The organism is Xanthomonas hydrangeae (assembly GCF_032697525.1).
In the GTDB taxonomy this organism is placed as follows: Bacteria; Pseudomonadota; Gammaproteobacteria; order Xanthomonadales; family Xanthomonadaceae; genus Xanthomonas; species Xanthomonas hydrangeae.
Map to the genome: position 1 here is coordinate 1,851,813 of NZ_CP103836.1, position 13,328 is coordinate 1,865,140.

Genomic DNA, 13,328 nt, shown 5'->3' on the forward strand with positions numbered 1-13,328 from the left:
TTCTTCAAATTTCTGTGAGTCCGAGGGCATCATCAAGACCATAGGCAACGAGTCGCTGCAATCGGTCTCGCGACATGGGGGACATAGTCTCACTGGCTGCCAGTAGCTGATCCCTGACGTCCGTTGCCCAATGCCTCTCGTCCTCTAGATAGCGCTCAATCATGCCATTTTGATATCGTGCGCTGAGTGCCAACATCGCTGTCCTCTGTTTTGCCGGATGAAGTCCGAGAAATGCGTCTACGAACTCACGTACGTCCAAGGAAGCCAGAATCGGGATGTTGTAAAAATCGTTGTCCTCGTGATTGGTCAAGGCAATCCGGCGGAGGAACTGACTGGGGTTGTGCAGCATCACCTTGAGCAGATCCTTGGCGACAGCTGGACGACGGTCGACTGCAGCGGTGCGGCGCTTCTCGTTCAAATACTGGGTGAGATCCTTAAACTCCGCGGACGAGTCTTCCACGAACCCCAGTCCTCCGTAGCTTTGGAAATCGGTATTAAACTCGTTGTGATGAGACTCAATGGGCTCCAGCAGTCCATGTGCGTATAAGTAGTCCGCGTAGATCTTTGCGTCGGTAACGACTTGCGCAAGACTCACGGGAATCGCACCGATCTTCGATAGCCTGATTTGAATTCCGAAGACATGTAAGATTTCCCCCGGAATGACATACTCGTGCGCAAAAAATGCCCGCGTCATTTCGGCGAGCGCCGCATTGACTTCTTCCTCCGTTCGTTCGTTCCAGTTCCAGACGGTACGCCAGGCGGGCTCCTGCTCAGCCGTTAAGAAGAAAGAACTTTTATCAAGCTCATTGCAGATCCCCTGTCGATCTATTACTCCTTTTACGATCAGATTGACTAGCGTCTCGTCCGAGATAACGTCTGCATCAATCCAGGCGAGGGGATACCGCTCTTTTACTGCGACAATCTTAGGTGGGACATAATCTTTCTCCTTGCGTCGTATATACGAACCCATAATGCGCGTCCGACGATTCTTCATATCATCTGCAGTTAGCCGTCCAGCCTTGACCTCGAAGGAAAGTGCAAACATAAGGGCCAAAAGTGCTGACATAGCGTCGGCGTTCTTCCGATGCCTCTCTTCCAGACCGATATATATTCGCTCGAAGTCCAAGATGGTTTGGTGCAGAACTCTCAGGTTATTCATCTCAGATTGATGATAGACCTCCGAGATGACGGGAGAATTTGAGTAGATGAAGTTTCTCGCAGCCTCATCTTTGACCGAGTCGAAGAATCCCTCCAGGGCCTGTTCGAGTGAGGACTGGATTTCGAAAGTCCTGCCAACGAGCTTCTCACGAATGCGCCGGTACTTTGGCTCTTCAATCTCCGCTTGATTCGCGATTAGGATGACCTTTCGGCCCTCTTGCTCAACGAAAACGTTGATGTAGCCCATAACAGTGTTGATAGGCATCTCGCATCGCTCCAGATCGTCGAAAACGTAAACGTCAGCCTTGGTCTTACTGATAAAGTCCTTCGCTTTCAGATCCAGTTCCACGTTGAAGTACTTACCGATCGACTTGAGTGCGCGGCCGCTAAGGGCAACTCCCTTCTTCGCAAGGACGGGATACATGGACTGAAGGATGGCATCGTCAATGTCATCCACCGATCTGATGCCGTAGAGACTGACATAGATGTACGGCATCGTTTCCTTGTTCATTTCGCCAAGGAATTTCTTGATCACAAAGGTCTTACCAATCCCCCAAGGGCCATCCAACAGAACAGCGAATCCCGGCGATTTTGGCAGCGAAAGATAATAATAGAGGTATTCTTTAATGTGAAAGTTGCGGTCTTTCATCTATCCCCTGAACTCCTGTTTGCTTAATCGGTTACTTATGAGCGCACCCTGCTGATTTCTAGTGCGCGAATCTCTTGCTAGTCCGGCTGGCAATCGACCTTTCCAATTTTATATCTCAGCCGCGGAAGTTCAGTGCGTGATGCTAATAGGCGAACCGACTCAGCTTGCTTCTGCTTCCGGAGGATGGCGACCCAAAGCCGACTTGCCGACGCCCGCATCTGAACTAACCGGTATTTCGTAGACACTTAGAATTTTCTCCGCGCGTAGCGCCACTCGCACTCTACCGGTTAAATTTCACAGCGGAACAGTGTCCTCGGATCGGGTTGTAGAACATCTCGATGTAATCGAATACGTCAGAGTTCGCCGTCTCCCGGTTCGGTTAGATGCGTCGTGTTACCCGCCCCTTCTTCAGCGCACCAAAGAAGCTTCGGTCACGGCTATCCTGTGGCATTACCGCGCCTCTTCATGCTTTATGGGAACGAGATGAGGGAACGTGGCCAGGTTCACTATTAAGTGAACCTGGCCACGTTATTTTCGGACTTGGTTGTTCTTGGATTTCTAGACGTCATCTTCATTATCTTGCTCGGGTTCCGATCTTGGCTGAAGATCTAATTCGCCTCGTTCGATGTTGTACAGCGCGTCTCGTAGCTTTGCAGCTTGGACTTGGCTGACGGCAGCCCCCCTGGCCATGACTTCTGCGGGAACTATGACGTTCGGATAATGAACAATGATATTTCTTAATTTCTGTGTTTCTAGGATCTCGCGCCTATCCTCGCGTGAAAGGATGTGGTGCCTCTTGCCTAGGTAATTCAATAGTGCGCGGAAGCTACTCTGCATTGTCTTTATCTTTTCACGGAACGCAGCGTCTCCATGCGCAGCGACGTTAGCCGTAAGAATCATCTGATTGTTTAGCTTGTTCCAAGATGTTAAGAAATCCAGGTAACTGTCGTCTTTGCTAGCTGCAACGTTCTCGGAGACGCTCTCTTTTTCTTTCTCTGAAACTGTCACCTTGTCCAACGATTCGATTGCTTGTTGCAGCTTTGGAAGTACTTCTCCGGAGAGCGTGATGATCTCCTGCAAATCAAATTTACTAACAGGTCTGTTATGAGCAACTTGATTTCGCTTTTCGTAAAGCTTCTCCCAGCGATTTCTAAGATATTCGCTCTCACAATTGACTAGACCAGAGAAATATCTATCCCAATTAGATCGAGGCACGACATTCTTCATTTCTTCTAAGTCAACTTGATCGGAGCTTTGCGCTGATCTAATCATGTCGATCATGCTTTGAACATCAGTTGTTGCGTAGTCCTTGAAAAGAAAATTGGATAACTGAATGAAGTCAACTTCGTAAAGATAGTCGTGTGCACTGGCTTTGCTCTTGGTCCGAATGGATTCAGAAACCTCTTTGGGGACACTGTCTTGAACCCATGATTGACCGACGTTTGTCAACATGAACTTGGTTATAAGCTTACGCAGAGTATTTTCTAGATCATGAAGGCGACCATAGGCTTCATGAGCATAGTGCTTACCAAGCCCATCCCAAAGAGTAAAAACCGGCCTTCCACTTGTTTTTGCGAGAACTGAGCGAACAGACTTGAGCAGCTCTTCAAGTACAGAGATCTCAAATCCGGTAGGTGCTGTGAGCCGGACATGGTAGAAACGATGCTTATCTGCTGAGATATCTCCACCCTGGACGTCGTATCCAAACTTTACAGATTTAAATTGCAGTACAGAATTAGAAAGAGATACACCATCGATCGTTCTAACTAGATTGTGGAAAGCGTCAACCGTGCGACAGAAGTTGTCCTTGTCCGAGAACGTGACCAAATACTCGACAATCATGATCTTTCCAAAGGAATTTTAACCCTAGATTTAAGCGGCGGTGGGCGGCCCGCCTTGAACGAGATTTTATGCGCCGCCGCCAAATATCAGGGAAAGTATTTTTTTGGTCGCTCCCGCCACTGCAGCAGAAGATGTACTACTGCCAATAGAATCGAAGGCGTCCTTGAGTTGTTCAATAAGTGGTTTGCTAGCGTCCTGAACGCCAGCCGGAACCCGCTGGAGCCTGCTAAGACCTTTAGAGGTGAGCCTGATATCGGTCTTTATAGCCTTATCGTCGCTAGCACGAGCAAAGTCGATGTAGCCCTCGTCAGCGAGGAAGCAAAATGTTGCGGACAGGATCTCCCTAGGTTTGTTGGACAGATCATTCCGATCGAAGAACCCCAGTTCTGATGCCTCGATGTCAATGCGCATCGGAAAAGACTCATACAGACGGTCAAAAATTAGCGCGCATGCATGGTCAAACTCTTGAATGTTACTCATATATATATTCCGATTCGTATAACTACTTTGGACCACCTAAGCGCGGCATAAAAGAAAGGTCTTCATATTGAATCCTTAAGTGAACCTGGCCCCGTTCTTGCTCAGTTTCAACGGTTTGGCTCAGTAGCCACCGCCGGATCGTACGAGCCGATCGCTACGCCGCGTTCCCGTAATGTTTCTAGCTTCTGCGGAAGTCGCACAGACCAGTACTCATCGGCAGCCCAAGGATGACGGGCGACGTAGATGCTCCCCATTTGCGATAAAACCATCTCCTCAAACCGGGTGATTTGGCCCTGACGCGAACCCCACAACACCTGCGAGATCTGATCGCCGTCTGCTGGAGAAATACAGTCGTCCACCTGCTGAATTGTTGTGAACCCCAGGCGCTTCAAATGTCCTGCCACCATCTCATAAGAGAAGCTGGTGATACGGCCATCAGAGCCTAACTTTTTGTCGAGGTACGCTTTTAAAGAGTCGCCTGTGATCTCGACCGCCAAGTAGTCTCCGGACTGGACTGAGGTACGAGCTGCCTCGCGAAGTGCTGTATCATCGTCTTGAAGGCGCTGGAATTCTCTGTCCGCAATTTCGAGCATGCCTGCAAGTGCAATGAAGCGCTTCTTGATCCCGTTAGGAATTGCATAACCACTCTTGTATTGAATGTCATGCTCCATCTCTGCCCAAGCGTGCTGCAGAATGGTTCGGACTTGGATTTCAAAGAAACAGCTAGAAAAGCGCGAGTACTCAGCAAGCCGACTCCGGCTATTCGAAAGGTGACCCAAGAAGTGGACACTTTGATAACCAAATTTTCCCTCGTCGATTAGAGCCTCAGACTTATCTGTCTTTTCAATGATATGGAATTCGTTCGCTACGATGGCACATGCGCGCTCGACATCTCGCGGCAAGAAGGCAATTACGCGAATTCCTGCCAAGTCAGTTATTTGCTCAAGTGGCCGTAAGTAACGCGGGTCCTCAGACCCATCACCCGCTTCCTTTGATGCTTTTTTTTCGAAGCTTTCAACAGACTTGGCGCGTGCCTCGATGGAGTGTACCTTGAGGTCATTGGCATGGAAAGACTGCCGCAAAATAGTACGGATAACATCCGAGAGATCTGCGTACAAACCGTGGATGTTCCTGTACACGGCCGCTGCCAGGCGGCCATGTTCTTCTAAGTTTGGCACCGCAATATCTCCAGGCGAGCCTAAGATCCGATTTTAGAGTGACGCGAGCTACATAGACTTGGGGGAATGGAAGGTCAGATTGACTTATTAAAGTGAAATTTATGGATGCCTTTCTATTTTCAGGCAGCGATATCCATCACCAATATCTCTGCTATCTTGCTCTCAGCTAATGGATCGTGCTGATACTTGATTAAACACGTGAGCGATACTTGCGATTCAGTCATCGAAATAATGAATTCTTCCACTGACTGATCTCCGATATTCTTAAACTTGTAATTTCCTGGCGGAATCGGCTGATTCATGGACACCCTCGCCTTTCCGATATTTTCGTACTTATTGAAGTCATATATGTCGCAACTGATTTTTACCGGTGTTTCATCGATGCGCACGGGCGGCCAAAACAATCCTTTCTTGTCGGAAGTCAACCTAATCACGGGTGTATCCTCGGGGCCTTTCAACGCCACCTCGCGCACCTCGTCTCCTTCGAGCAAATCATCGAAACTGCGGATTGCACCAATGATCTGTGTTCCGATATGGTAAACCGGACCATTGAATACTTGATGGGTATCTCCTGAAATAACAGCTGTATTGCCGTCTCCATCTTGAGAAATTTCTATTTCTCTACCTTCGTGTGCCGCTGTGTAGAGCGCGCCCAGGAAGTCGAAAGCACTTTTGGTAGCCTCCCAAATGTTCTGCGCACCGTAAACGAATGGCAGTACAGCCTGAACCCCAGTGTAAATGGCGCCTAGAGTTGCAATAAATGACCCATCTTCATATCGTTGGATTCGCACTTGGAAAAGTCGACGATCTTGCTCAGATAGGCGCTTCTTATCCGTGAGAACACGAAATTGGCCATCAAACACGTGCTGCAGCGCGTTCAACCCTGTGGCAACTTTATCCAAACGATCACCACCATCAAACGCGTTACCCTTCATTTCGAACTTGTACGGATCCATCGCTACAATTTCCTTCTTACTCTACCGCCTATTTAACGACGTCTGATAGTGCACTTCGATTTTGATTAATCATCAACACCAAGGCTCGTCATCCTGCGATGGCGAGTCAGAAGCATGCGAAATACAAGGAGTGCCGGGAATGCAAGGACGGCGACTCGCAGCTGAAGCGTCGGAATCACACCCTTTTTCGGCCAGAAGGAAAGCCAGATCGCCAGTACAGCAAGACAAGACAATGTCAGCACCAGCAATCGCTTGGCTATGCGTATAGAGAACGGCATTGCCAGCGCAGGAGCGGCCGTCACCAGAAATCCGATGCCGCTGATCAATGTGCCCGTCTGTCCCTCACGTACCTGGCCTGCTGTAACCAGCGCCACCAGCAAAGCGCCTGTCGCCGCGAGCATGACACCGGCAAGGCCGGCCAGCAGCTTCAGGAGTTTTTGATAGCGCATTCTTCGCGTCCTAGTTCTTGCATTACGCTGCACCTCCGAGTGGCGTTGGCTTGAGGCCTGCTAGGACTTGTGACGCCGATAGTGGTTATTGGTACTTGTGCTGCGATAGCTGCCACCTTTGTGCGAGGCGCCGTGGCCTGCGCTGTAGTGACCGCCGTGACTGGTGGTGTGGTGCGTGCCGGCGGCCCTGACGCGCGCTTGCGCTGTTGGGGTAAACAAACCGAGTGCAGCCACAGTCATTGCCACGATGCTCCATGCCTTGCTCAACATTGTTTCTTCCCCCCTGAAGAAATGTGTGGCTTTGCGGCTGCGTTAAGTACTGCGTGCCTTGATCCTCGCCGAGTTTTTGGGTTGCGTCAATGCGCTTGCGCGATTGATCTTTGGCTTTATCGGCTTTGCCCTCATCCGCCTTTCGGGCACCTTCTCCCGCGTGCGGGAGAAGGGCTTGGTATGTTGGGTTATTGGCTGTTTTTTGCGGTTGCCGGCTTGGCCAGGGTGGGTAGAGCGAGTTTATTGTTGAGGTCGGTAATCTCTTGGGCGCTGCCTTCGGCAAGCACACGCAATTGCGCGGTTTTTTGATTTGCCGGGTTGGTTAGTGGCAGGCATACCTGCGTGGTGATTGGCTGCAGATTGCGTGGCGCGGCAAGCGCCGGAAACCCCACCCTCGCCAGCTCCTTCCCACGCGCATCCTCCAACGCCACAAATCCGGCCGGTGCGTCGGCATGGCCAAGGCTGTGCACGGTGACTTCGATGGCGTCTGCGTTCACCTGCACATCGCCATGGCCGATGCCCAGGTCCGGGCGTAGTTCGACCGGTGTGGCATCTGCAATCCGTTCGAATTGCAGGACAGTGGTGCGGCCTGCAGGGAAGTCGACGTCGATGGCCGCGCTTTTTTCTAACGGAACGGAACGGAACGGGGTCAGGTTGCCTTCTTAAGTGAACCTGACCCCCGTTATTCGGAGCTGCGAGGCGGCTTCGGCTTGAATGAGTTGTTAGATGGCACTCCGCTTATCAACGATACGTAAGAGGTGACTTGCCAGCCCGATCATCTCAGCCGCCTCCTCTGCCTCGATAGTGACCGATCGATGGCTAGATGGATTTTTGTACGAGCCAATTGCGCCTGCCATTAGGTGCATTAGCGACTCTTGTTCGCCCTTAGGCAATGAGGTGTCCGTTAATGGCCCTAATTCCGGCCGAAATGCTTTTCTCATCAACTCCATGCCGATGTCTGTTGCTTCCAGACCGGCCGCGTTGCGGACATGAACCTCAAGCTCTTTGAAGCTTTGGAAGACGGCGGTGTCATAGTCTCCGCGAAGAAACGTGGCCCAGACCTTCTGCGCAATGACAGGATGAAGCTGAGATTTTGGCAGCAGATTGGAGGCCTGATACGCCGCAAAATTCTCTGCTTCCGCAGCCCGCAGGCCACGCCTCGTGATGTAACGCCAAGTAGCTACGTTATCCGGTTGAGGTGCCAAGAAGCCTTCCCTCTCTAGCCAAATCCACGCTTCCATCAGGGCGCGCCGCGCTGTCTCGTGCTTTGCAGGCGGATAGCTAGCGATACTGTGATTGAGAGTGAAGTTGTGGATGTTCAACTCGCTCTTTTCAGCCGTCGTCAGGTACCGAAGCACGATGCCACCCAACTCCTCTGGCTCGAGAGCAAGCAGGGCTTCTACGTCCGAGATGATGCGATCAATCGTCATGTGCCATCTAACGCTTGAATTAAGCCGAGTTGCGAAGCAACTTCGGCTTGAATGAGTTGTTAGGCAGTGAGTGGCGCACAGGTTGGATGGTGCAACCATGCTCCCCAGCACTGCCGCCTGGATCGAGTGTGCCACAGCTTGCGGGATGGAGCTTGCCCAGCAATGCCGAATCGCGTGGTGCCACCGAAGCTAGACGCAATGAGCGCGGCACGGCAGCTACGGGCACGGGCACGGGCGAAGCGTTGAACTCACAGCGACCCAAAACGGTGATGACTGCTGTCCGGAGCCGACTCCCTGCATGCCAGCGAACCGACCGACGCAGGACTGACAAACTGACTTGCTCCACCACGGTCTAACACCTGAGTTAAGCCGGACCGCTGCGCGGCACAGCTTGATGGTACACGTCACCATTTAAGCCGAGCCGCGAAGCGGTCTCGGCTTGAACGAATTGTTAGGCCTCACATCTTCCGCCGGGCTTTTGGGAGCTTCTCATCAAGGTCGGGAATTTCACAGAGAATCGCTTCTCGCGAGATCGCAGCATCTTCGGCGAGCTTTTCTGTCTGGACAGCAGCATTCGCCAACGATTTCAAGTACGCGACTAATTTTTCGCTTAGCGTCTTAAGCCCGGCACCGTCCCGTTCCATCTCCGGCTTCTTCTGTTGAGCAATCGCGGCGATAATTGCACCAGCCTGTTCAATCTCTCCCATTGTTGGAAGATTGGAGCAGTCGCCACTTGCAAATGCTTCTGCCACTCTCCGGATGATTGAATATGCTTCTTCCTTCGTCACGAACAATCTCCTTACACTGAGGCCTAACTACCATTGGACCGCCTAAGCGCGGCATAACAGGATCCTCGCCGACTCCCTGACCGCGGTCAATCAACATAAACAATTGAAGTCATCTCTTTTCAGCTGCGTCCCTACCTTTGACGCCTGGTGTTAGGCCGCGTCTTTGGGGGCTGATTCTTTTACGCGAAGTTCCTTGTGGCCGAATGCCGGGATCTAAGAAACCCGACACTCGAGCTCGTTGCCTACTTCCACGGTACCGCCAGCATGTTGTTGCGTTGAGTCACCTCAGCAACCTCACCTTCCGTCACCAGCCGCAAGCGCCCGCCCTTACCACTGCTACCCGCCGGCACCGCCAACCGCACAACTGCTGTCTTCGGCACCAAATCCCGCGGTGCCTCCAACGCCGCGAACCCCGCCCGCGCCAGCTCCTTCCCCCGCGCATCCTCCAACACCACAAATCCTGCCGGTGCATCGGCATGGCCGAGGCTGTGCACGGTCACTTCGATGGCGTCTGCAGTCACCCGCACATCGCCGTGGCCGATGCCCAGGTCCGGGCGTAGTTCGACCGGGGTGGTGGCTGCGATGCGTTCGAGCTGCAGGACGGTGGTGCGGCCTGCGGGGAAGTCGATGTCGATGGCCGCGCTTTTTTCGAAAGCGTGCTCTTGCGTCTTGGCATTGCTGTCGAGCTTGCCGTCATTGCCTTTGCTCACGCCTTGGGTGATGCGCCATTGGCCTGGGGCGACGTTCCAGCCGGTCATGCTGGCGCGCTGCGCTTTGTTGGAGGTGTTGTAGGCGATGACGGTGAAGCGGTCTTGCTGGGGTGCGGGGATGGCGATGGCCACTTGGGTGGCGGCCTCTGGGTCGGCGAAGCGCCAGCTGACGGTATGGCCGGGGTAGGTCTGGTTGCGCTTGAGGGCCACTCCCCCTAAGCGTGCGCGTTGCAGGTTGACCGTGGGGGATTCCACGCGGTCGCTCCACCAGTGACCTTCGGTGTTCATGTAGAAGTTCTGCAGTTTCTCCCGCGCCTCGCTGCGGTAAATGGCGGCGAGATAATCGAGGTTGCCGGTCTGCTCCCAGGCCACATGGTGCGGGAAGTCCGGGGCGCTACCGTCGTCCTTGTTGGCGGCGTCGATGAGCTTGCCGCTCCAGTCGCTGCGCTTACCCATGACATCCAGGAAGTTTTCGTTGAGCAGGGACAGGCCGTTGGGGCCGCTGTTGGCCACGCGGTAGTCGATGGGCTTGAGATAGCGCTGCTCGCCGGTGAAGCGGTAGGCGGCCCAGAAGGTGTGCAAGGTGTCGGCGCCGCCGCTGCCTTCGAACAGTTCGCCGCCGCGGGTTTTGCCGGTTTGCCAGTTGATCTCGTTGGGCAGCGCCCAGTTGCCCTTGGCGTTGGTGTAGGCGTGGGCGAGATAGCCGTCTGCCAGGCCGGTGACGATGCGGCGGCTGTTGGGGTCGGCGTTATAGCCGCCCAGCAGGATGGCCGGGTGCACGATGGGGAAGGAATACGGTTTTTGCCATTGCCAGTTGGGCTCGCGGTAGACCTTGCGGCCACCGAACCAGTTGCTGGCAAACAGCAGGTGGCCTTGCGGGTTGACCTGGATGACATTGTCGAAGGCCTTCACCGTTTCCATCAGGCGCTCGACGGTGCGCGGGTCGCCCCAGTTGAGGTACAGCAGGGCGCTGTTGAGGTTGATGCCCTCCTCATACGCATGCAGCTCGTCGGTTTCGATGGTGGACAGGCCGTTGGTAAACATGCCGTTGCGGTAGTTGGCATCGGACAGTGCCAGCATGGAGGCGTTGAGCATGTCCGGGTCCACGCCCATCAGGGCGACGCCGGGCCATTGCTGCACCAGGTCCGAATCGTCGGAGATGCCGCCGCCGAAATCGCCATAGGCCACCTGGCGCTGCTCGATCCACCAGCGGATGTAGCGGCGGGTGGCGCTGAGGTCTTGCAGCTGCCAGAACGCCCAGGCTGGCACGCCCTTGGGCACGGTGGGCATCTCGACAGGCAACGCGCCCTGGTTGGCGTAGCTGATGTCGTTCCAGTACTGGCGGCCGAGGGCGTGGTCCGGGTCCACGCGCAGCAGGTCGGTGATGTCCGCATCCAGCCGCTTGTAGAGCAGCTGGCGCTTGGAGGTGGTGTGTTCTTCGACCAGAAAGCCCCAGTTGTCCTTGACCTGGTTGAAGCGGTCGGCAACGTGCTCTTTGATGGCCTGGGCGCGCGGCTTGAACACCAGTTGCAGCTGGGTGCCGTCGAGCGCGTTGGCGTCGAAGCCGGGCGCGGCGGCGGCGATGCTGAGCATCAGGCTGTCGTTGCTGAGGATTCTGTCGCGCAGGTCCAGCCACAGCGTGCGGGCCTGGCCAGGGGTAACCGCTACCGAGACATCGATCATGTCGCGTGCGGGCCAGATGGGGTCCTTGATGCGGATGTTGAGCGGGATGCTGCCGTTGTGGGTGGCCGGCAGATTGAGCGCCGGCAGGGTGATGGCGATGCCGTCCAGGCCGTCGTGCATGTTCTCCCAGCCGTAGGACCAGCTGCGCATCAGCGCCTGGTCCGGCGGCGGGTTGCCCAGGCTGGATGGCACCAGGATGTGCACGATGGGCTGCTGCGCGCTTGCTGCGGCCTTGTCGCTGGGGCGCTTGCGCGCCGGTGCCTTGGTGGGCAGGGCGACCACGGTCTGGCGCTCGCCCGGCGGGTAGCGGCCGGCAATGACATCGCGCAAGGGGGCGAGGTTGTCGTAGTCGGGCTGGATGTCGCTGCGCACGGTGTAGCTGAGTTGCGCGCTGCCTTTGGGCACCTCGCCCGGTTGTACGTTGTAGGCCCAGATTTCCTGGATGGGGGTTTCCTGCGCGGTGTTGGCAAAGCGCAGCGTGCCGCCGCGGCGCTCGGGGAACTGGTCCACGCTGCGCACCACGCCTTGTGCGCGTGCGAACAGCGGTTGCGCCCGTGCGGTGGTGGCACCGGCGGCAGCGGGCGCGGTGTAGCTGGCCTGCCCAAAGGCGGCGCCACGCAGCTCGATGCGGTTGACCGGCTCGTCCGGCAGGGTGAGGTCCAGCGCCTTGCCGCCTTCGACGTAGGTGTTCCAGTCCGGCAGTTGGAAGTAGTCGTTGCGGCCGGGCAGGCGCGAGCGGTTGTAGACGCCCGGCCAGGTGGTTTCGGCGATGCCGTCGGTGGCCTTCCACATCCATTGCTTGAGGTCACGCGCGTCAGTGAATTCCACCTTGCGGATGCGGGTGACCGGTGCGGTGAGTGCGGGCGGTGCGTGGCCGTTGTCCCAGCCGTAGCGGTGCAGGAAGGCGGCGTGTTGCGCGTCGCCGGTGGGTGCTTCCGCAGTGCTGGGCTCCTGCAGGCGGGCGAGTGCGGCGGCGCCGCTGGCGTCGAGCATGCGGTCGTAGATGCGGATCTCGTCGAAGTCGCTGCCGCGCAAAAAGTTGTAGCGGCTCTGCACCTGGTGCGGCGACATCACGCGGCCGGCCAGACCGAACTGGTCCAGCGCGGCGTCGAAGTCGAGCGCGCCGCCATTGGCGCAGGGCGCACCGCAGTCCACGCGGGCGGCTTCCTTGCCATCGACATACAGGCGCACACCACGGGTTTCGTCCCAGGCAAACGCAATGTGGGTCCAGTCGCTGGCGGCCGGGGCCTTGTCGAGCTTGAAGGAGACGCGGGTGCGTGCGAGGTTGGCATCGGTGACGAAGGCGTCGAAGCCGTGGCCGTTCCAATCGATGCGCAGCCAGGCCATGTCCCAGCTGGTGTGGTCGGCGTAGCCGACGCGGAAGATCACGAACGGCGCTTCGCCCACCGCATAACGCGCGCGCCAGAAGAAGCCGAGCGTGCCGCGCTGGGTGTAGAGGTTGCCGGGTGCATTCCACGACAGCACGCCGTCGTCGGCCCATTCGATGGCGTTGCCGCGCTTGCCGGTGGGTACCAGGGCGATCTTGTCGCGGAAGTTGGGCACGCCGTCGCCGCGGGCGACATCGGCCTGCAGGTCGCGTTCGGCCGAAACCCGGAACAGCAACTCCGGGGCCGTGGGGGTGGCCGCACTTGCCGGCAGCGCGATCAGACACAACAAACCCATCCAAACCTTCAGCACACGCACCTCGTCTGGTTCAAAACCACTGCTTCAAAAC

Annotated in this window: 10 protein-coding genes and 2 pseudogenes; all 12 read right to left on the reverse strand. The window is 55.6% G+C overall.

The annotated features are described in order from the left end of the window. Positions 1-4: 4 nt before the first annotated feature. On the reverse strand, positions 5-1,807 hold the full coding sequence (locus NYR97_RS07670; RefSeq protein WP_316697375.1) for a P-loop NTPase fold protein: 1,803 nt from the start codon (positions 1,805-1,807) through the stop codon (positions 5-7). A 245-nt stretch (positions 1,808-2,052) separates the two neighbouring features. Continuing rightward, positions 2,053-2,234, reverse strand: a pseudogene (locus NYR97_RS07675) (IS3 family transposase); the annotation flags it as partial. Positions 2,235-2,365: 131 nt separating this feature from the next. Then, complete coding sequence (locus NYR97_RS07680; protein ID WP_316697376.1) at positions 2,366-3,649, reverse strand: HEPN domain-containing protein; 1,284 nt, start codon at positions 3,647-3,649, stop codon at positions 2,366-2,368. Positions 3,650-3,715: 66 nt separating this feature from the next. Next, the gene (locus tag NYR97_RS07685) at positions 3,716-4,129 is read right to left on the reverse strand and encodes a hypothetical protein (RefSeq protein ID WP_316697378.1); all 414 of its coding nucleotides are present in this window, start codon (positions 4,127-4,129) and stop codon (positions 3,716-3,718) included. Between the two features lie 107 nt (positions 4,130-4,236). Then, complete coding sequence (locus NYR97_RS07690) at positions 4,237-5,307, reverse strand: GTP pyrophosphokinase (RefSeq protein ID WP_316697379.1); 1,071 nt, start codon at positions 5,305-5,307, stop codon at positions 4,237-4,239. Positions 5,308-5,426: 119 nt separating this feature from the next. Next, the gene (locus NYR97_RS07695; protein WP_316697380.1) at positions 5,427-6,263 is read right to left on the reverse strand and encodes a YbgA family protein; all 837 of its coding nucleotides are present in this window, start codon (positions 6,261-6,263) and stop codon (positions 5,427-5,429) included. A gap of 65 nt (positions 6,264-6,328) precedes the next feature. Then, entirely contained in the window at positions 6,329-6,712 is a 384-nt protein-coding gene (locus NYR97_RS07700) for a hypothetical protein (protein ID WP_316697381.1), read from the reverse strand. Between the two features lie 60 nt (positions 6,713-6,772). Next, positions 6,773-6,982: a hypothetical protein gene (locus NYR97_RS07705; protein ID WP_228959859.1), complete on the reverse strand. Its 210-nt coding sequence runs from the start codon at positions 6,980-6,982 to the stop codon at positions 6,773-6,775. 188 nt (positions 6,983-7,170) lie between these two features. Continuing rightward, positions 7,171-7,608, reverse strand: a pseudogene (locus NYR97_RS07710) (LamG-like jellyroll fold domain-containing protein); the annotation flags it as partial. A 96-nt stretch (positions 7,609-7,704) separates the two neighbouring features. Continuing rightward, complete coding sequence (locus NYR97_RS07715) at positions 7,705-8,412, reverse strand: TIGR02391 family protein (RefSeq protein WP_316697384.1); 708 nt, start codon at positions 8,410-8,412, stop codon at positions 7,705-7,707. A gap of 458 nt (positions 8,413-8,870) precedes the next feature. Then, positions 8,871-9,200 carry a hypothetical protein gene (locus tag NYR97_RS07720; protein ID WP_126943572.1) on the reverse strand — a complete coding sequence of 110 codons (330 nt, stop codon included), beginning with the start codon at positions 9,198-9,200 and terminating at the stop codon, positions 8,871-8,873. A 242-nt stretch (positions 9,201-9,442) separates the two neighbouring features. Continuing rightward, positions 9,443-13,276 (reverse strand): LamG-like jellyroll fold domain-containing protein, encoded by a 3,834-nt coding sequence (locus tag NYR97_RS07725; protein WP_316697385.1) that lies wholly within the window; start codon positions 13,274-13,276, stop codon positions 9,443-9,445. Between the last annotated feature and the right edge of the window lie 52 nt (positions 13,277-13,328).